Raw genomic sequence first — 21,948 nt, forward strand, 5'->3', positions numbered from 1 at the left:
CCGCTCTAGCGACCGAGATACACCTCGATCACCCGCTCATTGTCCTGCACCTGTTCCAGCGACCCTTCGGCCAGCACACTGCCCTGGTGGAGCACGGTGACGTGGTCGGCGATCGCGCCGACGAAGCCCATGTCGTGTTCCACCACCATCAGCGAATGCTTGCCCGCCAGGGACTTGAACAGCTCGGCGGTGAACTCTGTCTCGGCGTCGGTCATGCCCGCCACCGGTTCGTCGAGCAGCAGCAGTTGCGGGTCTTGCACCAGCAGCATGCCGATCTCCAGGAACTGCTTCTGCCCGTGGGACAACAGCCCGGCGGCGCGGTTGACCGAGGCGGTGAGACGGATCGTCTCGAGCACCTCGCCAATGCGGTCGTGTTGCTCGCCAGTGAGTTTCGCCCGCAGGCTGGCCCACACCGACTTGTCAGTCTTGAGGGCCAGCTCCAGGTTTTCGAACACGCTCAAGGCTTCGAACACCGTGGGCTTCTGGAACTTGCGGCCGATGCCGGCCTGGGCGATCTGCACTTCGCTCATGCGGGTCAGGTCCAGGGTTTCGCCGAACCAGGCCTTGCCGTGACTGGGCCGGGTCTTGCCGGTGATCACATCCATCAGGGTGGTCTTGCCTGCGCCGTTGGGGCCGATGATGCAGCGCAATTCGCCGACGCCGATGTACAGGTTCAAATCGTTCAAGGCCTTGAAGCCGTCGAAGCTGACGCTGATGTCTTCCAGGGTCAGGAGGGTGCCGTGGCGGGTGTTCAGGCCCACGCCGGCTGCCTGGCCGAGGCCGATGGCATCGCGGCTGCTGCCCTGGTCTTTGTTGGGTTCCAGGATGGGTTCGAGCATGAAATCGGCCGTGGGTGTGATTCTCATTGTTCGCCCCTTTTCTTCAGCAACCCGATCACGCCTTTGGGCAGGTACAGGGTCACGACGATGAACAGGGCGCCGAGGAAGAACAACCAATATTCAGGAAACGCCACGGTGAACCAGCTCTTCATGCCGTTGACCATCCCGGCGCCCAGCAACGGCCCGATCAACGTGCCGCGCCCGCCAAGGGCGACCCACACAGCGGCTTCGATGGAGTTGGTCGGCGACATTTCGCTGGGGTTGATGATGCCCACCTGCGGCACGTACAAGGCCCCGGCCAGGCCGCACAACACCGCGCTCAACACCCAGACGAACAGCTTGAAGCCACGGGGATCGTAGCCGCAGAACATCAGGCGGTTTTCCGCGTCGCGCAGGGCGGTCAGTACCCGGCCGAACTTGCTGCGGGCCAGGCGCCAGCCGATGAAGAGGCTCGATACCAGCAGCAACACCGTGGCCAGGAACAGCACCGCCCGGGTGCCCGGTTCGGTGATGCCAAAGCCCAGGATCGAACGGAAATTGGTGAAGCCGTTGTTGCCGCCAAACCCGGTTTCGTTGCGGAAAAACAGGAGCATCCCGGCGAAGGTCAGGGCCTGGGTCATGATCGAGAAATACACGCCCTTGATCCGTGAGCGGAAGGCGAAGAAGCCGAACACCAGGGCCAGCAAGCCCGGCGCCAGCACCACCAGGCACATCGCCCAGAGGAAGCTGTGGGTGCCGGCCCAGTACCAGGGCAACTCGGTCCACGACAGGAAGGTCATGAACGCCGGCAAGCCATCGCCGGCGGCCTGGCGCATCAGGTACATGCCCATGGCGTAGCCGCCCAGGGCGAAGAACAGGCCGTGTCCCAGGGACAACAAGCCGGCGTACCCCCAGACCAGGTCCAGTGCCAGGGCGACAATGGCGTAGCAGAGAATCTTGCCCACCAGGGTCAAGGTGTAGGCCGAGACGTGCAGTGGATTGTCCGCCGCCAACAGCGACAGCAACGGCAGGCTCAGCAGCACGGCCAGGATCACCACGCCGACGACGAGGGTCACTTTGGGACCGGCCTTTTGCGTGGCCGTAAGCATCAGGGGCTGGTTCATCAGTCGATTACCCGTCCTTTGAGCGCGAAGAGACCTTGCGGACGCTTCTGGATGAACAGAATGATCAGCGCCAGGATCAGGATCTTGCCGAGCACGGCGCCGATCTGCGGTTCGAGGATCTTGTTGGCGATGCCCAGGCCGAACGCGGCGAACACACTGCCGGCCAACTGGCCGACACCGCCGAGCACCACCACCAGGAACGAGTCGATGATGTAGCTCTGGCCCAGGTCCGGGCCGACGTTGCCGATCTGGCTCAGGGCCACGCCACCGAGCCCGGCGATGCCGGAGCCGAGGCCGAAGGCGAGCATGTCCACCCGGCCGGTGGGTACGCCGCAGCAGGCGGCCATGTTGCGGTTCTGGGTCACCGCGCGCACGTTCAGGCCCAGGCGTGTCTTGTTCAGCAGCAACCAGGTCAGCACCACCACGAACAGGGCGAAGGCGATGATCACGATGCGGTTGTACGGCAGCACCAGGTTCGGTAACACCTGGATTCCGCCCGACAGCCAGGCCGGGTTGGCGACTTCGACGTTCTGCGCACCGAACACCAGGCGCACCAGTTGGATCAGCATCAGGCTGATGCCCCAGGTGGCGAGCAGGGTTTCCAGCGGCCGCCCGTAGAGGTGACGGATCACCGTACGCTCCAGGGCCATGCCGATGATCGCGGTGATGAAGAACGCCACCGGCAAGGCAATCAGCGGATAGAACTCGATGGCGTTCGGGGCGAAGCGCTGGAACAGCAGTTGCACCACATAAGTGGAATAGGCGCCCAACATGAGCATCTCGCCGTGGGCCATGTTGATCACCCCCAGCAGGCCGAAGGTGATTGCCAGGCCGAGGGCGGCGAGCAACAGGATCGAACCCAGGGACATGCCGCTGAAGGCCTGGCCCAGCAGTTCGCCCACCAGCAGTTTGCGCTTGACCTGGGCCAGGCTGGTTTCGGCGGCGGTGCGCACGTTGGCATCGGTTTCGACGCCGGGCTCCAGCAACCCTTCGAGCCGCGTGCGGGCCAGGGGATCGCCGGTTTCCCCCAGCAGCCGGACGGCGGCCAGGCGCACGTTCGCGTTGGTGTCCACCAGTTGCAGGTTCGCCAGGGCCAGGCTCAGGGCGGCGTGTACGTCTTCGTCCTGCTCGCCGGCCAGTTGCCGGTCGAGAAACGGCAGTTGCGCCGGGCGGGCACTTTTTTGCAGTTGCTGCGCGGCCGCCAGGCGTACACGGGCATCGACGGCGAGCAGTTGATGGCTGGCCAGGGCGGTTTCGATCAGCCCGCGCAGGCGATTGTTCAGGCGCAGGGTTTTTGGCTGGCCGTCGACGGTCAACTGGCCTTGTTGCAGGGCGTTGATCAGTTCGACGCGCTCAGGCTCCGGTTGCGCGGCCCAGGCTTCCAGCAACTTGGCCTGCTGGGTCGGGTTGGCGGCGACGAAATCTTCGGCGTCGCCGGCGTGGGCCTCCAGTGGCAACAGCAGCACCAGGGCGAGGATGAGGCGGTAAAGGGCGGTGGGCATAAAGAGTCGCCTTGCGCGGACAATGTGGGAGCGAGCTTGCTCGCGATGGCGGTGGGTCAGTCACGTCAGTGTTGAATGTGAGTCCGCAATCGCGAGCAAGCTCGCTCCCACAGGGATTTGTGTCGGACCCAAGCGTCATGCTCGGGCCGACACCCATGGGCTCAGTTGCTCTTCACCGCATAGTCAGGCTTCTTGTCGTTGCCGGCGATGAACGGGCTCCACGGTTGCGCGCGGATCGGGCCTTCGGTCTGCCAGACCACGTTGAACTGACCGTCGGCCTGGATCTCGCCGATCATCACTGGCTTGTGCAGGTGATGGTTGGTCTTGTCCATGGTCAGGGTGTAGCCCGACGGTGCGGCGAAAGTCTGACCGGCCAGGGCTTCGCGGACTTTGTCGACGTCGGTGGACTTGGCTTTTTCCACCGCTTGCGCCCACATGTGGATGCCGACGTAGGTGGCTTCCATCGGGTCGTTGGTCACTGCTTTGTCGGCGCCCGGCAGGTTCTTGGCCTTGGCGTAGGCTTTCCAGGAATCGACGAATTTCTTGTTCGCCGGATTATCCACGGATTCGAAGTAGTTCCATGCCGCCAGGTTGCCCACCAGTGGTTTGGTGTCGATGCCGCGCAGTTCTTCTTCGCCCACCGAGAACGCCACCACCGGCACGTCGGTGGCCTTCAGGCCCTGGTTCGCCAGTTCTTTATAGAACGGCACATTGGAGTCGCCGTTGACTGTGGAAATGACTGCGGTCTTGCCGCCAGCCGAGAACTTCTTGATGTTGGCCACGATGGTCTGGTAATCGCTGTGGCCGAACGGGGTGTAGACCTCTTCGATGTCTTTGTCTGCCACGCCTTTGGAATGCAGGAACGAGCGCAGGATCTTGTTGGTGGTGCGCGGGTAGACGTAGTCGGTGCCCAGCAGGAAGTAGCGCTTGGCGCTGCCGCCTTCTTCGCTCATCAGGTATTCCACCGCTGGAATCGCCTGCTGGTTCGGTGCCGCGCCGGTGTAGAACACGTTCGGCGACATCTCTTCGCCTTCGTATTGCACCGGGTAGAACAGCAGGCCATTGAGTTCTTCGAACACCGGCAGCACGGATTTACGCGACACCGACGTCCAGCAGCCGAACACCACGGCGACCTTGTCCTGGGTCAGCAACTGGCGGCCCTTTTCGGCGAACAGCGGCCAGTTCGACGCCGGGTCCACGACCACGGCTTCAAGCTGCTTGCCGTTGACCCCGCCCTTGGCATTGATCTCATCGATGGTCATCAACGCCATGTCCTTGAGGGACGTCTCGGAGATCGCCATGGTGCCGGACAGCGAATGCAGGATGCCGACCTTGATGGTCTCGGCGGCCTGGACGGTCCAGGCCATGCCCATCGCGGCAATGCTTGCCGAGAGTGTAAAAGCCTTGATCAAGCTACGACGCTTCATTGTGCGATCTCCGTGGACTTATGAATTTTTTTTGAGGGCAGATGCAAACGCTGAAAGCGCTTTTGCAAGGGGTGTGCCCGGTCGGGGGAAGGCTTTGAAATGCGGGGGCAGGGCGGTGGGAAAGGAGAGCGATGCACCATGAGCGAACGCGTCGTGGGGTCTGGTGCGAAGGGGTGCGCCACATTGGGGCGCAGGTGCCGCTGTCACCCAATTTCAAATGTGGGAGCAAGTCCGCTCCCGCAAGGGTTCAGCGACGGCGCATCAGGCCGATGAAGAACAGTCCGCCGATAGCCGCTGTAGCGACACCTATCGGCAAGTCTTCCGGTGCGATCAAGGTTCGGGCGGCGACGTCCACCCACACCAGGAAAAGGCTGCCGAGCAGCACGCAGGCCGGCAGCAGTCGGCGATGCTCGGCACCCACCAGGCGTCGGGCGATGTGCGGCACCATCAGTCCGACGAAGCCGATCGAGCCGCTGATGGCCACCAGCACGCCGGTCATCAGCGAGGCGATCAGGAAGATCCACAAGCGCACTTTCGCCGCGTTCAGGCCCAGGGTCACGGCGGTCTGTTCGCCGGCCATCAGCGCGTTCAGCGGACGGGCCATGCCCAGTAGCAACACCAGCCCCAGCGACACGCTCGCGGCCGGCACCGCCAGCAGTTCCCAACGGGCCAGGCCCAGGCCGCCGAGCATCCAGAACATCACGGCGGAGCTGGCGCGATGGTCACCGAGGAACAACAACAGGTTGGCCGCCGCCATCATTACGAAGGACACCGCTACGCCGTACAACAACAGGCGATCACTTTCCAGACGACCCTGGCGGGCAGCGATGGTCAGCACCAGCAGCATGCTCAGCAGCGCACCGATGAACGCCGCCAGCGGCAGGGTCAGCAGGCCGATAATCTCGCCGACATGCAGCACCACGATGACCGCCCCCAGAGTCGCGCCAGAGGTGACGCCCAGCAGGTGCGGGTCCGCCAGCGGGTTACGTGTGACGGCTTGCAGCACCGCACCGATCAACGCCAGCCCCGCACCGACGAGCGCACCGAGCAGCAGCCGCGGGACGCGGATCAGCCAGACAATATGCTCCTGGCCGGGCGTCCAATGCACCTGGCCCACACCGAAGGCCTTGTGCAGCAGCAGATCCCAGACCACGGCCACCGGCACCCGCGCCGGCCCGAAGCCCAGGGACACCACGCACGACACCAGTAGCAGTGCGCCCAGGAACATCAGCAGGGCGCCGTAGCGACGACCGTTCATTGGCCGTGGAAACCCTGCGCCAGTGTTTGCACCGCCAGCACGTTATCGATGCCCGGCGTGGCCTGTACGTAGGGAATCACAATGAAGCGCCGTTGCTGGATCGCCTCCACCGATTGCAGGGCCGGGTTGTTCATCAAGAATTGCTGCTTCTGTTCAGCACTGACTTCGCCATAGTCAACGATCACGATGACCTGAGGATTGCGCTCCACCACGTTTTCCCAGTTGACCCGGGTCCAACTGGTCTCCACGTCGTCGAGAATGTTGCGCCCGCCAGCCGCGTCGATCAGCGCCTGGGGCATGCCCAGGCGGCCGGAGGTCATGGCGCGGTCTTCGCCGCTGTCGTACAGGAACACTCGCGGTTGTTGGGCGGGCAGGTGTTTGCGCACTTCGGCCACCTGGGCCTGCATCGTGGCGATCAGCGCATTGGCACGATCCTGCACGTCGAAAATTTTCCCGAGGTTGCGCAGGTCGTTGTAGGTGTCCTCCAGGGAGGCCGCTGGACGCTTCATCACGAACGCGCAGGATTCGGTCAATTCATAGACGTTGATGCCCAGCGGTTGCAGGGTCTGCGGGGTCAGGTCGCCGCCCACCCGCATGCCGTAGTCCCAACCGGCGAAGAAGAAATCGACGTTGGCGTTGAGCAGGGTTTCCACCGAGGGGTATTTGGCGGCCAGTTCCGGCAAGTCATCGAGGATCTTCGCCATCTCGGGCGTCACCGATTTCCAGCCACTGATGCCGCTGTAGCCGACCATGCGTGGCTTGAGCCCCAGGGCGAGCATCATCTGGGTCATGTTGATGTCATGGCTGACCGCGTGCCGGGGTGCCTGGTTGAACTGCACCTGACGATTGCAACTCTGGATCGTCAGCGGATAGCGGGTGGCTTCGGCCAGGGCATGGGCGCTGGTCAGCAGCAAGGGCAGCAACAGCAGGGAACGCAAGGTCATGGTTGGGTTATCCAGGTGATTCGTGGGTAGCCGGACAGCGGGTGTTCATCCACCAGGGCTTCGACGCCGAAGACCTCGCGCAACAGCTCGGCGGTGAGGACGTCCTTGGGCGTGCCGCTGGCGACGATGCGCCCGTGTTCGATCACGTACAGGCGGTCGCAGAAGGCGGCGGCCAGGTTCAGGTCGTGGAGGCTGGCGAGGGTGCCGATGCCCAGGCCCTTGATCAGTTGCAGCAATTGCAATTGATAGTGGGGATCGAGGTGATTGGTCGGTTCGTCGAGGATCAGCAATTGCGGCTGCTGGGCCAGGGCCCGGGCGAGAATCACCCGTTGCTTCTCACCGCCCGAGAGTGTGGCGAATGCATGATCGCCAAAGCCTGCAAGCCCGGCCGATTCCAGTGCCTGGAGTACCCGTCGACGGTCGTCGTGATTGTCGCTGTCGAACAGGCCTTTGTGAGGCGTGCGGCCCATGGCGACCACTTCTTCCACCGTCAGGCCGAAGGCGTCGGGAAATTCTTGCAGCACCACGGCGATGCGTTGGGCGCACCAGCGCGAGGACTGTTTCCAGACGTTCTCATGGGCCAGTGTCACCTCGCCGCTTTCCGGTCGGCTGAAGCGATAGGCGCAGCGCAACAGGCTGGTCTTGCCGCTGCCGTTGGGCCCGATCAATCCGACAAATTCCCCGGCCATCACCTGCAACGTGGCGTCACGCAGTTGGAACTGGTGATGACAGTGGCCATGGCCCAGGGGTGTCCAGGCGATGTGGGAGAGGGTTAGGGAGGTCATGCATTCACTCAAGTTATTGGGTCGGCCCCTCAATCCCTTGTGGGAGCGAGCTTGCTCGCGATAGCGGTGTGTCAGCCGATAGAGATGTGACTGACCGACTGCAATCGCGAGCAAGCTCGCTCCCACACGGGATGGTGTTCACCGTTTGAAAGGCGGTCGCGATTGTAGAGCTTTCGCGCCGCCTTCCGTTAACGCACTGTCTTCAGTTTGAAGATGAGGCAATCTCAGGCTGGCGATTGAATCGGATAACAAGCCGGTCCAACAGCCACACCACCACCAGCGACGCCCCCACCAACGGGAACACCACCGCCAGGGCCAACATGATGAACACTCCGGTCTTCCACCTCGGCAGGTCGTGGCGCAGCGGCGGCACGCCGAACTTGCCCAGGGGCCGGCGCTTCCACCAGATCACCAGGCCACTCACGGCGCTGAGCAGGATCATCAGGCAAACCAGCAGCACGAGGATCTGGTTCACGGGGCCGAACATCTTGCCTTCGTGCAGCATCACGCCGGTCTCGGTGGCGCGGGCCACGATGCCGTAGTGCTCCCAGCGCACATCGGCCAGGACCTTGCCGGTGTACTGGTCCACGTGCAAGGTGGCGTCGTTGCGCGGGTCGTCGGCGAACACGGCAACGGTGAACACGCCGCCGGCAGTGGTGGGCAAGGTAATGCTGTAGCCGGGCGTGACCTGGCGCTCGGTGGCGATATCCTGTACCGCTTGCAGGCTGACGGTCGGGGCGGCGGGGCCTTCGTGCATGCCACCGTGGCCCATGTGCTCGGCGTGATCGCCGGACATCGGCATCGGCGTGTTTTCCATGGCCCACGGTACGGTCTGGCGGTGGGCGTTGTTGAGGCTGCCGGCCTCGACGTCGGACTTGGGCACGTCATTCCACATGGCCGCCGGAAAGCGGTTCCAGAGGTCCGCGTATTGCTTGCCCCAGAAGCCGGTCCAGGTCATGCCGCTGAGCAGCATCACCAGCAGGAAAGCCGCGCCCCAGAAGCCGACGACGACGTGCACGTCACGCCAGAACAGCCGACCGCGTGCGCTCCAGCGCGGCCACAGCACCCCGGCCGATGATTGCCCGCGCGGCCACCAAAGGTACAGGCCGGAAACCACCAGCACCACGCCCCAGCCAGCGGCCATTTCCACCAGCCGGTCCCCGACCGTGCCGATCAGCAACTCGCCGTGGATCGCCCGGGCCATGGCTTGCAGGTTGTTCTTCGCATCCTGCTCGCCGAGGACATCACCGTGGTACGGGTCGATGAACACATTCAGTTCCCGACCCTGGTCGATCACCACGAATTGCGCGCTGCGCTCGGCATTGGCCGGTGGCAGGTACTGTTTGACCTGGCCTTGGGGGTAGGCCTGGTGGACCTGCTTGAGCAAGTCGTCCGCCGTCAGGGTGTGATGGCCGGCCGGCACGTTCAGCAGGCTGCCGTACATCAGTGGATCGAGTTGCGGCTTGAACAGGTAAATGATGCCGGTCAGGGCCAGCATTACCATGAACGGCGCCACGAACAGCCCGGCATAAAAATGCCAGCGCCAGGCCAGGTTGTAGAAGTTGGGTTTCGGTTGGCTCATCAGAAAGCGCTCCGCAGGGCAAATTGGGTTGTTATGTTGGGCGGTCAGTCAAGGTGGAAACGAACCCCGTGGGAGCGAGCTTGCTCGCGATTAGCAATGGTTCAGCTTGCATCGATGTTGGATGTGCCTTCGCTATCGCGAGTAAGCTGGCTCCCACAGTGGTGTCCTTGCTGACAGATCTCCGGTGCTGGTTAGAAACTCATGTCCACCTTGGTCCAGAGCGTGCGCCCCGGTTCGTTGATGGCCTGCGGGTCGCTCGCCGGGTAGCCGAACCCGGCGTTGCCGGCCAGGTTCAGGTGCTCGGCGTAGGCTTTGCCGAACAGGTTGTCGACGCCGCTGCTGACCTTCCAGTGTTGATTGATGCGATAGGCGCCGTTGAGCGAAAAGACCCCGAACCCCGAGCTTTTGCCGTAGTCCTTGCCGACCACGTTGCCCTTGTTCTCGTCGACCCGGTGCTGCGCCGCCACCACGCGCCACAGGGCGCCGGCGCTCCAGCGGTCTTCGCTGTAGGTCAGGCCCAGGCGGGCGTCCAGCGGTGGCATCTGCGCCAGGGCCGTACCGTCGCTGCTGTTCTTGCCCCAGGCGTAGGCCAAGGTGGCGTCGGCCTTCCAGTTCTCGGTCAGCTTATAGGCCGCGCCCAGTTCACCACCCATGATCCGTGCATCGATGTTCTCGGCCCGGGAGGTGGTGCCCATCATCCCGGGGGTGTAATCGAACAGGATGTAGTCGCGCACCTGCCCGACATAACCCGACGCCCAGGCTTCGAGGGTTTCGGTCTTGTACTGCAGGCCGAAGTCGAGCTGGGTGGTTTTCTCCGGCTTGATCGCGTCGAAGGCGTTCAACGAACCGCTGGGGCCGACGTTCGCGGAGAACAGCTCCCAGTAGTCCGGGAAGCGTTGTGCGTGACCCACGCCCGCATAGAGGGTGGTGGGGCTGTCGTCCAGGTCGTGCTCGTAGCGGACGAAACCGCTGGGCAGCGTGTCGGCCCGGGTGTCATCCGCGGTGGGGTTGGGGCGAGCGGACATGCCCGAACCGATGCTCTGGCGGTAGTCCTTGGCCGAGGCGCGGTCGAGTCGGGCGCCGGTGATCACCCTGTCGCGGTCGGCGGCGTACCAGGTCAGTTCGCCGAATACCCCGTAATTGTGGAAGTCGGCGTCCTTGGTGTACGGCAGGTCCTTGTAGGTATCCACGCCCATGCTGCTGCGTTGGCGATGCTCGTTGGTCTGGGCGTCCAGGCCGCTGATCAACTGCACATCGGCCCAGCGCCAAGTGGCCTTGATGCGGGCGCCGAGGGTGCGGCGGTCGACGTTGGAGGCCATGGGCCCGGCCATCATCCCGGTGCCGGACGGCGTGCGCAGCGTGTAGTTGTCCATCACGTGGTCGGCGTAGTTGTAATAGACCTGGGCCTCGACCTTGTCCAGCACCTCGCCGATGTTCGAGCGCTCGAAGCGCAGCCCGAGGCTTTCGCGCTTGAACTGCGAGCCGTCCATGCCACGCCCGGCGTAGCGCGCTTCACCGTCGCCCTTGCCGGCCGTCAGTTCCAGCAGGGTATCGGCGTCCGGCGTCCAGCCGAGGGTGACGTCGCCATTCCACTTGTCATAGCGCGACGGCACGCTGTCGTTGTTGCCGTCGCGGTAATCGTCCGAATGGGCGGTGTTGCCGATCACCCGTACATACCCCAGCGGGCCACCGGCGGCGGCATCCACCACTTTGTCGAAGCGGCCGTTGGAGCCGGCCAGCACACTGGCGTTGACCCGGGTGCCCAGCTCGCCGAACTGTTCCGGCTCGCGCTCGAACAACACGGTCCCGGCTGATGCGCCGGGGCCCCAGAGCACGGTTTGCGGGCCTTTGATGACGGTGAGCTTGTCGTAGGTTTCCGGCGAAATGTAGGACGTCGGCGCGTCCATCCGACCCGGGCAAGCCCCCAGCAGCATGCTGCCGTTGGTGAGGATGTTCAGCCGCGAGCCGAACATGCCGCGCAACACCGGGTCGCCGTTGGTGCCGCCGTTGCGCACCAGGGCGAAGCCGGGGATGGTCTTGAGGTAGTCGCCGCCGTCACTGGCCGGCACCGGTTGACGCGGGTCCTTGGGGTTGGTGACGACGGTCAGCGGTGAACTGGGGGCGATGGCGGTGATGACCGTCGGGCTCAGCTCTTCGACCTGATTGTCGTGTTGGTCGTGCTCATCGGCGAGTACGTAGGGCGTGAGCAGCAGGCCGCACAGGGCGGCAATGGTTTGGCGTAAACGAACCCGTGGTTCGTTCAGGGGGCAGCGAACCTGGGCAGAGCCCAAAGCGGTGCCAGCAGAAAACCTGGACATGATGATTCCATCGAACAAACGTAGACGACGCGGTCGGGCAGCCTGGACCGGGTTGGGTAAGTGTCGGGTTTACGCGTCGAGGGGCGGTGCGCGGGTACGGGCACCCGGGAAGAACGCGGGCCGGGCATGGCCCAGGCGTGGGGAAGGACTGGTGTAGGTGTTGGTGTGGGGTGTGTCGAAGACCGCGAACGTGTGACCGCCAGGCAGCGCGGGGCAATTGAACAGCAGGCTGCAATAGCCGCATTTTTCCCATAGCGCATGGTGCTCGCTCTGGGGCGGGCAGTGTTCGGCTGCCGGCGCTTCGTGCGCCGACATGTCCATGCCCATCTCCATGCTCATGCCCATGGACATGTTCACGGACATGCGTTGATCCATCGGCATCGACTGGGAAATCAGTGGACCGATAAAGATCATCAGCATGGCGAACAGGCTGATCCAACTGCCGCGTGTCAGGCTCATGGGCTGACGGCGGGGCATGGACAGTCTGGTGCGACGAGATTGCACGGGCGGCTACGGCTACTGGGCGTGCAGGTGTGTCTTGGTGCCGTCGGGCGCTTTTTTCTGCACCGCAACGTCGACCGTGACATCCCCGGCTTTTTCGAAATGCAGGGTCATGGCAAAGCGTTTGCCGTCGCTGAGCAGGCTACGGTCCTTCAGCTCCAGCAGCATCACGTGATACGCCATCGGTGCGAAGGTGACAGTCGCACCGGGGGCGATATTCACGACAGGCACCGGTTGCATTTTCATCATGTCGTCTTGCATCACATGCTCATGGAGCTCGGCCTTGCCGGCAATCGGCGAGTCGACGCTGAGCAGCTTGTCGGCGGTGGTGCCGCCGTTGTGAATCACGAAATACGCGGCCACGGTCGGGGCATTGGGCGGCAACTCCTGGGACCACGGGTGGGCGATTTCAAGATCGCCTGCCTTGTACTGGTGAGCTTGGGCAAAGCCGACGGGAAGCAATAGGGCAGCCAGCAGGATAAGTCTGTTCAACATGGCAATTCTCCGGAACGATTCAGGACGCAGGTTTAATGCGAGGGGAATCAGACCAGGGGGGAGGCGCGGGGATTGAGGCTGGGCCATTGCTGGCGTGGCGTGGGGCCGTCGAGCGTCGAATGGACGGCACTGTGATGGGCCAGCTGTGCATCCAGATACAACTGCGGGACATGCCCGGCGAGCGCCACCAACGGCGCTGGGCCTGAGCAGCACCAGCAATGCTGCATGGTCGAGTGATTGTCTTTCTGCGACGTGCCCTGTTCGAGTTTGCCCAGGGACACCGCGACCATTTTCGTGCCGCTGGACGAGCAGAAACTGCCCCACAACAATTGCTCGGCTGGCGAATTGGCAGTCACGCCACCGCTGTTGGAAAGCGGCATGGCAAGCATGTTGAACAGCACTGCGAAGCAGGCGATCCAGGCAAATGCAAGCCGTTGTCGGGACATGGGGCAATCCGCTCGATGGGCGATCAGGTGGCGGTATTTAGCCTGATCGGGGTTGAGAAGTAAAAAGGCCACGTGCGGTATAGGGTCGCAGGGCTGGTGTTAACAGTAGCAACAGATCTTCAAGTGAGTGCTTTTGTGGCGAGGGATTTTGATCAGTTGGTACTCGATTGTTCTATATCTTCATTGGGAGTGGCTTGCATCATCCCTTTTGCCTGTGCGACGTCGTTTGCATTACCTTTGAAAATCTAATGGCGTGAGCATTCATTGTGGTGAGGGGATTTATCCCCGCTGGGCTGCGTAGCAGCCCCAAGAGCAGTGAATGCAGTCCGCCAGACAAAACTGTGAGCTTATGTTTTGGGACTGCTTCGCAGCCCAGCGGGGATAAATCCCCTCGCCACAGGGGTGGGTTTGACCAATCGATTTTGATCAAACCCAACGTCCTGTCGCTTATCTCGGGTCGACCACATCCCATGCCCGATTCGCCAACAACTGGCCCAGCTCAATCATCTGCTGGACCCCTTGCGCGATATGTCGTCGCGAGCCCTCCAGATCGAATGCGAGGTCGCTGACCATGGCATTGGCCGAGGCCAGGGTTTCGCTGAGGTTGGCGAGCAGGCATTCGGCCGCATCGTCGAGTTTTTTGGCGTTGGCCGACTGGCAACGGGATGTCAGATCAACTGCTGCAGCCCCTGCAACACCTCATCCACCGTCCCAAACTCCCGATCCACCCCCGCCAACACCGGCCGCCGCAAAACCAACACCGGCACCCCCCGCTGCCGCGCCACCTCCAGCTTCGGCTCGGTGGCCGTGCTCCCGCTGTTCTTGCTGATCAGCACATCGATCCGCCGGCGTTCGAACAGCTCGCGCTCGTCTTCGAGGTGGAACGGTCCACGGGCACCAATGACTTCGCAGCGTTCATTGCCGGGGTAAATGTCCAGGGCACGCAGGGTCCAGAATTGTTCCGGGGGAATTTCGTGCAGGTGTTGCAGCGGTTCGCGGCCGAGGGTGAACAGGGGGCGGCGGAAGGGTTGCAAGGCCTGGATCAGTTCGGGCCAGTCGGCCACTTCGCGCCAGTCATCCCCGGCTTGGGGCTGCCATGCCGGGCGGCGCAGGGCCCAGCACGCGATGCCGCAAGTACGGGCCGCGTGGGCCGCGTTGTGGCTGATTTGCGCGGCGTACGGATGGGTGGCGTCCAGCAGCAGGTCGATGCCCTGTTCGCGAATGAACAGCGCGAGCCCTTCGGCGCCGCCGTAGCCGCCGACGCGCACCTGGCAGGTCAGGTCGGTGGGAACGCGACCGATGCCGGCCAGGCTGTAGATGTGTTGAGGGCCAAGGGTACGGGCGATGGCCAAGGCTTCGGTAACGCCACCGAGCAGCAGGATGCGTTTCATTGGAAGGCTCCTGCGTGGCCGACGATCCCGCCCTGGCGGTCGATGGCAAAGACTTCGACCTGGACCTGGGCCGGCACCACACTGCGCGCGAAGGCCAGGGCGTGTGCGCACACCGCGTCGCCGAGGGCGATACCGGCAGCGCTGGCCATTGCCAGGGCTTGCTGGCTGGTATTGGCCTGGCGAATGCCTTGCTGCAGGGCCTCATCGGCACCGATGGCAGCCGCCCATTCGGCCAGTTGCGGCAGATCGATGCTCGAATGACGGCTGTGCAGGTCCATGTGGCCGGCGGCGAGTTTGCTGATCTTGCCAAAGCCGCCGCAGAGGCTGAGTTTTGCCACCGGCACCTTGCGCACATGCTTGAGCACGGCACCGACGAAGTCACCCATTTCGATCAGGGCGATTTCCGGCAGGTTGTAGACCCGGCGCATGGTGTCTTCGCTGGCATTGCCGGTGCAGGCGGCGATGTGCAGGTAGCCGTTGGTCTTCGCCACGTCGATACCCTGGTGGATCGAGGCAATGTAGGCCGCGCAGGAAAACGGCCGGACGATGCCGCTGGTGCCGAGGATCGACAGGCCGCCGAGGATGCCCAGGCGTGGGTTCATGGTTTTCAGCGCCAAGGCTTCGCCGTCCTCGACATTGACCGTGACTTCGAAACCACCGGCATAACCACTTTCCTCGGCCAAGCGAGCCAGGTGATCGTTGATCATTTTGCGTGGCACGGGGTTGATCGCCGGCTCACCGACGCCCAGCACCAACCCCGGTCGCGTCACCGTGCCGACGCCGCGACCAGCGACGAAACGTACACCGGGCTCGGCGATCAAGCGCACCTGGGAAAACAACAGGGCACCGTGGGTCACGTCCGGGTCATCGCCTGCGTCCTTGATCGTCCCGGCTTCGGCGCCTTGTTCGGTCAGCCGGCAGAACTCCAGGCGCATCTGCACCTGCTTGCCCTTGGGCAGTACGATCTCCACGGCATCGGCTTCGCTACCGCCCAGCAGCAATCGAGCGGCCGCCAGGCTGGTGGCCGTGGCGCAACTACCGGTGGTCAGGCCGCTGCGCAGGGGGGCGGGTTGTTCGGCGGTTTCGTCACGCATCGAGAGGTTTCGTCAGGTCCAGCAAGGTGATCGGCAAGGCCTGGCGCCAGGTGTCGAATTCGCCCAGCGGCTGGGCCTGGGCGATGTGGATGCGGGTCAGCTCACCGCCGTGACGTTCGCGCCAGTGCATCAGGGTCATTTCGCTTTGCAAGGTCACGGCGTTGGCGACAAGCCGGCCGCCGGGCTTGAGTTGGGCCCAGCAGGCGTCGAGCACGCCTTCGCGGGTGACGCCGCCGCCGATGAACACCGCGTCCGGCCGCTCCAGGTTCTCCAGCGCCTGGGGGGCTTTGCCGCGAATCAGTTGCAGGCCAGGCACGCCGAGGGTGTCGCGGTTGCGTTCGATCAAACCTTGGCGGCCTTCGTCGGCTTCGATGGCCAAGGCCCGGCAACTGGGGTGGGCTCGCATCCATTCGATGCCAATGGAGCCGCTGCCGGCGCCGACGTCCCAGAGCAGCTCGCCGGGGGTCGGGGCGAGGCGGGCCAGGGTAATGGCGCGCACGTCGCGTTTGGTCAACTGGCCGTCATGCTCGAATGCGCTGTCCGGCAAACCGGCCAGGCGTGACAGGCGCTGTGTCGACGGTTCGGCCCGGCATTCGACGGCGATCAGGTTCAGGTCGGCGACGGTGTCATCGGACCATTGCGCGGCGCAACCGTCGACACGTCGTTCTGCCGCACCGCCCAAATGTTCCAGCACGGTCATGGTGCTCGGGCCGAACCCCCGCTCGCGCAATAACGTCGCCACGGCGGCAGGGCTGTGGCGGTCGTTGCTCAGCAGCAACAGCCGGACCCCTGTGGATAAATGCCCATTGAGCGCTGCCAGGGGGCGTGCCACCAGCGACAGCGTGACCACCTCCTGCAACGGCCAGCCCATGCGGGCCGCGGCCAGTGAGCAGGAGGAGGGCGCGGGGATGACCAGCATCTGATCACTCGGCACCTGTTTGGTCAGGCTCGCGCCCACGCCGTAGAACATCGGATCGCCGCTGGCCAGTACACACACCGATTCGCCCTGCCGAGCGAGCAGCGGTTCCAGGGAGAACGGGCTGGGCCACCGTTCCCGCTCGGCGCGGATACACAGCGGCAGCAGCTCCAACTGACGGGCGCTGCCAACAATGCGCGTTGCCCGCAGCAAGGCATGGCGAGCCGTCCGGCCCAGGCCCTTGAAGCCGTCTTCGCCGATGCCTACTACGGTCAGCCAGGGTGTCATCTGTGTTCCTCGAATCGATGGGTTTGACCTGCGGGTGCCTATGCCCGCTACCCGGTCCGCCATCATACCGCGCCCCGACGGATCAGGCGCCTGGCGCAACATCAATGTGGCTGCCAGACCGCTTTCGCGAGCAAGCCCGCTCCCACCGTGTTGAGTTGGCCGGGGACCACACATTTTGTGTCCGCCGCAATCCCTGTGGGAGCGGGCTTGCCCGCGAAGGCGCCGGTCCATTCAACATCGTCTTTTCCGGGTAGACCGCCATCGCGAGCAAGCTCGCTCCCACAGGGGATTTGGGATGAACATAGAATCTGTGCACAACCCAATCAACACTGTGGGAGCGAGCTTGCTCGCGATGGCGGAGTAACAGACAGCCTCATTGGATCAGGCAGCCCGTGTTCTTGAGCTATCTCGCTTCAATCCGACCGGCAAGCTTTTCATGACCCCAGCCAAAGCAGGCATAATGGCGGTCCTTCGCCGATGCGGCGTTTCTTATTTGTCGGTTTTCCCTTGAACGAACGTCCCTCTTCCAACGTCGTACGCCCCTCCGGTTGCCCGGGGTTGCTGCGTGTCGTCCAGGCGTTGGACGGTGGGATCTGTCGGATCAAGCTCGATGGTGGTGCCATCCAGGCGGATCAAGCCGAAGCCGTGGCCTCTGCGGCCGAGCGGTTCGCCAGCGGTGTGATCGAGGCGACCAACCGCGGCAACCTGCAAATCCGCGGGATCGGTGCCGAGCACAGCGCATTGATCGAGTCCTTGCTGGCCGCTGGCCTTGGGCCGCGGATACCTGCTGGCGATGACGTGCGCAACCTGATGCTCAGCCCTTCGGCCGGGATCGACCGGCAGATGCTGTTCGACACCCGCCCGTTGGCGGCGCAAATCCTCTTCACTCTGCAAACCCACGAACGCTTCCCTGAGTTGTCGGCCAAGTTCGCCGTGCAACTGGACGGTGGCGAAGCGTTGGCGATGCTCGAACATCACCACGATTTGTGGCTGTCGGCCCTGATCCATGACGGCGAGCCTTGGCTGGCCTTCGGCTTGGCCGGTTCCCCATTGGATAAACCGGCAGGCAGGGTGCCCCTGGCCCAGGGGCATGCCTTGGTGGTGGCGGTGCTGGAACTGTTCCTCGACCTGGCGCGCCCGGACCAGATCCGCATGCGTCACGTGTTGGCTGAAATCCCCACCGATGTATTCATGACCCGATTGGCCCGCCGCGTGCCGCTGCAAGCTTGCCTGGATTGGCAGCGGGACGGATCTATCGACGGACTGCACATCGGCGTTCATCCCCAGCACGACGATCGCGTCTACGTCGGCGCGGCGGCGCCCCTGGGGCGGCTCGATGCGGTCATGCTGCGGGGGGCGGCGCAATTGGCGCGGGAGAGGGGCGACGAAAGCCTTCGTTTCACCCCTTGGCAGAGCCTGCTGCTGCCCAATGTGCGCCGTGCGGATGCCGACGACGTGCTGGCGCGGCTCGAAGGGTTGGGGTTGTTAGGTTCGAGTGAGCAGCCCCTGGCGCAACTCATCGCCTGCACCGGTTCCAGTGGCTGCGCCAAGGCCCTGGCCGACACCAAGGCCGACGCCCACCAACTGGCCGAACTGCTGCAACGCCAGGGCCAGCCCCTGAAAATCCATCTGTCGGGCTGCCCGCGTTCCTGCGCAGCGGCCCATATCGCGCCCGCCACCTTGCTGGCGGTCGCCCCCGGTCGTTATGACCTGTATTTTCGCGATGCCACGCTGCCGGGTTTCGGCGCGTTGCAGGCACACAATCTGACTATTGAAGCGATCGGCCACTGGCTCGACGCTCGCCCCCGGAGCCCCCTTGATGCTTGATTACATCCGCGACGGTCAGGAGATCTATCGCAACTCCTTCGCGATCATCCGCGCCGAAGCCAACCTGGCGCGCATTCCGGCCGACCTGGAAAAACTCGCGGTGCGGGTGATCCACGCCTGCGGCATGGTCGAGGCCATCGATGGCTTGCAGTTTTCCGAGGGCGCGGGCACGGCCGGGCGCCAGGCGCTGGCCGCTGGTGCGCCGATCCTGTGTGATGCGCGGATGGTCTCCGAAGGCGTGACCCGGGCTCGTCTGCCGGCCAACAATCAGGTGATCTGCACCTTGCGCGACGAGGCCGTGCCGGCGTTGGCCCTGGAGCTGGGCAACACCCGTTCGGCGGCGGCGCTGGAGTTGTGGCGTCCGCACCTGGAAGGTAGCGTCGTGGTCATCGGCAACGCGCCGACCGCGCTGTTCTACCTGCTGGAGATGCTCGATGCCGGCGCGCCGAAACCGGCACTGATCCTCGGTTTCCCGGTGGGCTTCGTTGGTGCCGCCGAGTCCAAGGCGATGCTGGCGGCCAACAGCCGCGGCGTGCCGTTCGTGATCATGCAAGGCCGCCTGGGCGGCAGCGCCATGGCCGCCGCCGCCGTCAATGCCCTCGCTACGGAGATTGAATGATGCAGCAGCCTGGACGTCTGATCGGCCTCGGCGTGGGCCCCGGTGACCCGGAACTGATTACGGTCAAGGCCCTGCGCCTGCTGCGCGAATCGCCGGTGGTGGCGTACTTCGTCGCCAAGGGCAAGAAGGGCAACGCCTTCGGCATCATCGAGGCCCATTTGCAGGGCGCGCAAACCTTACTGCCGCTGGTCTACCCGGTCACCACCGAAGCGCTGCCGGCGCCGCTGTCCTATGAGCAGGTGATCGCCGATTTCTACGACACCGCCGCCGAGCAGTTGGCTGTGCACCTGGAGGCCGGTCGCGACGTGGCCGTGATCTGTGAGGGCGATCCGTTCTTCTACGGCTCCTACATGTACCTGCACGATCGCCTGGCCGGGCGCTATGAGGCCCAGGTCATTCCGGGCGTGTGCTCGATGCTGGGCGGTGCCTCGGTGCTTGGTGCGCCATTGGTCTATCGCAACCAGAGCCTGTCGGTGCTCTCCGGCGTCCTGCCCCACGACGATCTCAAGCGTCGCCTGGCCGATGCGGATGCGGCGGTGATCATGAAGCTGGGGCGCAACTTCCCCAAGGTTCGCCAGGTGCTTCAGGAGCTGGGCATGGACGGTCGGGCGTTGTACGTCGAGCGAGCGACCATGGCCAACCAGAAGATCGTGCCGTTGGATGAAGTCGAGCCGATGTCTTCGCCGTATTTCTCGCTGATCATTGTCCCGGGCGAACGGTGGCAGGGTTGATGGCCGCCAAGACGCCGGCCATCGTCATCCTCGGCCCCGGCAGCCTGGCGACGGCCCGAAGGATCCAGCAGCGCTACCCCGGCGCCCTGATCCATGGCCTGGCCGGGCGGGTCGAGGGCGATCGACAATACCTCGAGTTTGGCGCGACATTGCGTGAACTCTACCAACAGGACACGCCAATCATAGCCCTGTGCGCGGCGGGCATCGTCATCCGTACCCTGGCGCCGCTGCTGCTGGAAAAAGGCGCCGAACCGCCAGTGCTGGCGGTGGCCGAGGATGGCAGCGCCGTGGTGCCGCTGCTGGGCGGCCTGGGCGGTGTGAATGGCATGGCCCGGGACATCGCGGCAATGCTGCAAGTCGCACCGGCGATCACCACCAGCGGCGAATTGCGTTTTGGCACCTGCCTGCTCAATCCGCCAAGCGGCTATAGCCTCGGCGACCTGGAGCAGGGCAAGCGCTTCGTCTCCGATCTGTTGGCCGGTGAACCGGTGCGCATCGAAGGCGCGGCGCCGTGGCTGGATCAGGCGCAGTTGCCGCAAGCCCCCCAGGCCCGGCGCACGATCCATGTCGGCCATGCCGAGCGTGAGGCGAGTGCCCACGAACTGCTGATCTATCCACGCAGCGTCGCGGTGGTGGTGAGCGCCGAGGTGGCTGATCCGCCGGGCGCCATTCGTGCCGCTTTGCAGCAAGCGAAAGTGGCGGTTCAGAGCCTGGCGTGCCTGGTGGCGGCGGATACGCTGATGACCAGCACGGCCTTGCGTGAGGCAGCACTGGAGCTCGGGGTGGCGCTGCGCTTTGTGGCGATGACGGGCGATGCCACCAGCGGGGCGCGCAGTTCGATACCGGCTGCGACCCTCCTTTGGGCAACCGATAACCTGGCCATCGCCGTTGCCGCGCAGCCCTTGGAGGTGGCCCGAATCGGTCGTCCGCGCGGACGCCTGGCAGTGATCGGCCTGGGGCCGGGTGCGGCCGAACTGATGGTGCCCGCGGTGAAGGCCGAATTGGCGCGCGCCACCGATGTACTCGGCTACGAAACCTATGTGCGCATGGCCGGGCCGTTTCGCGACGATCAGGTGCTGCACTGCACCGACAACCGTGAAGAAATGCAGCGCGCCCGACATGCCTTTGAGTTGGCTGCACAAGGCCGCTCGGTCATCGTGGTGTCCTCCGGCGACCCGGGTGTATTCGCCATGGCGGCGGCGGTGCTCGAAGCGTTGCACGAGTCCAGCGACCCGGCCTGGCACCAGGTCGACCTGGAGATCCTGCCCGGTGTGTCCGCCTCCCTCGCCACCGCCGCCCAGGCCGGTGCGCCGTTGGGGCATGACTTCTGCGTGATGTCGCTGTCGGACAATCTCAAGCCCTGGTCGATCATCGAAAAACGCCTGGACCTGGCGGCCGAAGCCGACCTGGCGTTGGCTTTCTACAATCCGATTTCCCGTGCGCGGCCGTGGCAATTGGGGCGTGCGCTGGAGATCGTCGCCCAGCACCGTACCCCGCAGACGCCGGTGGTGTTGGGACGTGATATCGGTCGTCCGGGCCAGACCCTGCGTGTCACCACGTTGGGGCAGCTCACGGCTGAGCAGGTGGACATGCGCACCATGGTCCTGATCGGCTCCTCCACCACTTGCGTGTTCCCGCGTGCATCCGGTGGAAACTGGGTGTACACGCCTCGCTGGTATGGGGTCAAGCCCGCCTGAACCGCACACCGATTTCACTCAAGGATGGCACTTGGGATGGTGGCGAGGGCGCTTGCTTCCTCGCCACCAAAGAAAAAAATTGCCTTTGGCACCGTGCCGTCGACGCGTTCGCTTGTGTGTCCTGGGTACAAGTAAAGAGCAAGTTCCAGTCTCGACCTTTCTTTGTAATGCGTTGAAAGCCTTCC

The 21,948-nt window shown here is 64.1% G+C and carries 19 protein-coding genes and 1 pseudogene; 4 read left to right on the forward strand and 16 right to left on the reverse strand.

The genetic code is table 11. The features are described 5' to 3' along the window. Positions 1-5 precede the first annotated feature (5 nt). From urtD to cbiE, 16 genes and pseudogenes are all read right to left on the reverse strand, one after another. Positions 6-866: an urea ABC transporter ATP-binding protein UrtD gene (urtD, locus tag ACMTA2_RS04245; RefSeq protein ID WP_413793847.1), complete on the reverse strand. Its 861-nt coding sequence runs from the start codon at positions 864-866 to the stop codon at positions 6-8. Continuing rightward, on the reverse strand, positions 863-1,942 hold the full coding sequence (gene urtC / locus ACMTA2_RS04250) for an urea ABC transporter permease subunit UrtC (RefSeq protein ID WP_413793848.1): 1,080 nt from the start codon (positions 1,940-1,942) through the stop codon (positions 863-865). Before urtC ends, urtD begins: the two co-directional genes overlap by 4 nt. Continuing rightward, entirely contained in the window at positions 1,942-3,444 is a 1,503-nt protein-coding gene (gene urtB, locus ACMTA2_RS04255) for an urea ABC transporter permease subunit UrtB (protein WP_413793849.1), read from the reverse strand. The genes urtC and urtB overlap by 1 nt, the downstream gene beginning before the upstream one ends. A 161-nt stretch (positions 3,445-3,605) precedes the next feature. Then, positions 3,606-4,871: an urea ABC transporter substrate-binding protein gene (gene urtA / locus ACMTA2_RS04260; protein WP_413793850.1), complete on the reverse strand. Its 1,266-nt coding sequence runs from the start codon at positions 4,869-4,871 to the stop codon at positions 3,606-3,608. A 247-nt stretch (positions 4,872-5,118) separates the two neighbouring features. Continuing rightward, positions 5,119-6,129 carry a FecCD family ABC transporter permease gene (locus tag ACMTA2_RS04265; protein WP_413793851.1) on the reverse strand — a complete coding sequence of 337 codons (1,011 nt, stop codon included), beginning with the start codon at positions 6,127-6,129 and terminating at the stop codon, positions 5,119-5,121. Beyond that, positions 6,126-7,073 (reverse strand): ABC transporter substrate-binding protein, encoded by a 948-nt coding sequence (locus ACMTA2_RS04270; RefSeq protein WP_413793852.1) that lies wholly within the window; start codon positions 7,071-7,073, stop codon positions 6,126-6,128. Before ACMTA2_RS04270 ends, ACMTA2_RS04265 begins: the two co-directional genes overlap by 4 nt. Then, the gene (locus ACMTA2_RS04275) at positions 7,070-7,858 is read right to left on the reverse strand and encodes an ABC transporter ATP-binding protein (RefSeq protein WP_413793853.1); all 789 of its coding nucleotides are present in this window, start codon (positions 7,856-7,858) and stop codon (positions 7,070-7,072) included. The genes ACMTA2_RS04270 and ACMTA2_RS04275 overlap by 4 nt, the downstream gene beginning before the upstream one ends. A gap of 202 nt (positions 7,859-8,060) precedes the next feature. Then, positions 8,061-9,440, reverse strand: a complete 1,380-nt coding sequence (locus tag ACMTA2_RS04280; protein WP_413793854.1) for a PepSY-associated TM helix domain-containing protein — start codon at positions 9,438-9,440, stop codon at positions 8,061-8,063. 191 nt (positions 9,441-9,631) lie between these two features. Next, positions 9,632-11,758: a TonB-dependent copper receptor gene (locus ACMTA2_RS04285; RefSeq protein ID WP_413793855.1), complete on the reverse strand. Its 2,127-nt coding sequence runs from the start codon at positions 11,756-11,758 to the stop codon at positions 9,632-9,634. A gap of 69 nt (positions 11,759-11,827) precedes the next feature. After that, positions 11,828-12,217 carry a DUF2946 domain-containing protein gene (locus tag ACMTA2_RS04290; RefSeq protein ID WP_413795588.1) on the reverse strand — a complete coding sequence of 130 codons (390 nt, stop codon included), beginning with the start codon at positions 12,215-12,217 and terminating at the stop codon, positions 11,828-11,830. A 57-nt stretch (positions 12,218-12,274) separates the two neighbouring features. Beyond that, the gene (locus tag ACMTA2_RS04295) at positions 12,275-12,754 is read right to left on the reverse strand and encodes a copper chaperone PCu(A)C (protein ID WP_413793856.1); all 480 of its coding nucleotides are present in this window, start codon (positions 12,752-12,754) and stop codon (positions 12,275-12,277) included. A gap of 47 nt (positions 12,755-12,801) precedes the next feature. Beyond that, positions 12,802-13,200: a DUF2946 domain-containing protein gene (locus ACMTA2_RS04300; RefSeq protein WP_413793857.1), complete on the reverse strand. Its 399-nt coding sequence runs from the start codon at positions 13,198-13,200 to the stop codon at positions 12,802-12,804. A 447-nt stretch (positions 13,201-13,647) separates the two neighbouring features. Then, positions 13,648-13,824 (reverse strand): annotated as a pseudogene (locus ACMTA2_RS04305) (DUF6124 family protein); the annotation flags it as partial. A 44-nt stretch (positions 13,825-13,868) separates the two neighbouring features. Next, on the reverse strand, positions 13,869-14,591 hold the full coding sequence (locus ACMTA2_RS04310) for a cobalt-precorrin-6A reductase (RefSeq protein WP_413793858.1): 723 nt from the start codon (positions 14,589-14,591) through the stop codon (positions 13,869-13,871). Beyond that, entirely contained in the window at positions 14,588-15,685 is a 1,098-nt protein-coding gene (locus ACMTA2_RS04315; RefSeq protein ID WP_413793859.1) for a cobalt-precorrin-5B (C(1))-methyltransferase, read from the reverse strand. The genes ACMTA2_RS04310 and ACMTA2_RS04315 overlap by 4 nt, the downstream gene beginning before the upstream one ends. Further along, positions 15,678-16,889, reverse strand: coding sequence for a precorrin-6y C5,15-methyltransferase (decarboxylating) subunit CbiE (cbiE, locus tag ACMTA2_RS04320; RefSeq protein WP_413793860.1), 1,212 nt, complete (start codon positions 16,887-16,889; stop codon positions 15,678-15,680). Before cbiE ends, ACMTA2_RS04315 begins: the two co-directional genes overlap by 8 nt. A gap of 477 nt (positions 16,890-17,366) precedes the next feature. On the opposite strand from cbiE, the gene cobG reads away from it, so the two are divergent. Genes cobG through cobJ form a run of 4 tightly spaced genes read left to right on the forward strand, consistent with a single transcriptional unit; the run spans position 17,367 to position 21,763 of the window. Next, positions 17,367-18,716: a precorrin-3B synthase gene (gene cobG, locus ACMTA2_RS04325; RefSeq protein ID WP_413793861.1), complete on the forward strand. Its 1,350-nt coding sequence runs from the start codon at positions 17,367-17,369 to the stop codon at positions 18,714-18,716. Then, a complete protein-coding gene (locus ACMTA2_RS04330; RefSeq protein WP_413793862.1) occupies positions 18,709-19,335 on the forward strand; it encodes a precorrin-8X methylmutase in 627 nt (208 codons plus the stop codon). The genes cobG and ACMTA2_RS04330 overlap by 8 nt, the downstream gene beginning before the upstream one ends. After that, positions 19,335-20,066 (forward strand): precorrin-2 C(20)-methyltransferase, encoded by a 732-nt coding sequence (locus ACMTA2_RS04335; RefSeq protein WP_413795589.1) that lies wholly within the window; start codon positions 19,335-19,337, stop codon positions 20,064-20,066. The genes ACMTA2_RS04330 and ACMTA2_RS04335 overlap by 1 nt, the downstream gene beginning before the upstream one ends. Continuing rightward, positions 20,066-21,763, forward strand: a complete 1,698-nt coding sequence (gene cobJ, locus ACMTA2_RS04340) for a precorrin-3B C(17)-methyltransferase (protein ID WP_413793863.1) — start codon at positions 20,066-20,068, stop codon at positions 21,761-21,763. Before ACMTA2_RS04335 ends, cobJ begins: the two co-directional genes overlap by 1 nt. Positions 21,764-21,948 lie beyond the last annotated feature (185 nt).

It is taken from the genome of Pseudomonas medicaginis, from assembly GCF_965119365.1.
Lineage (GTDB): Bacteria > Pseudomonadota > Gammaproteobacteria > Pseudomonadales > Pseudomonadaceae > Aquipseudomonas.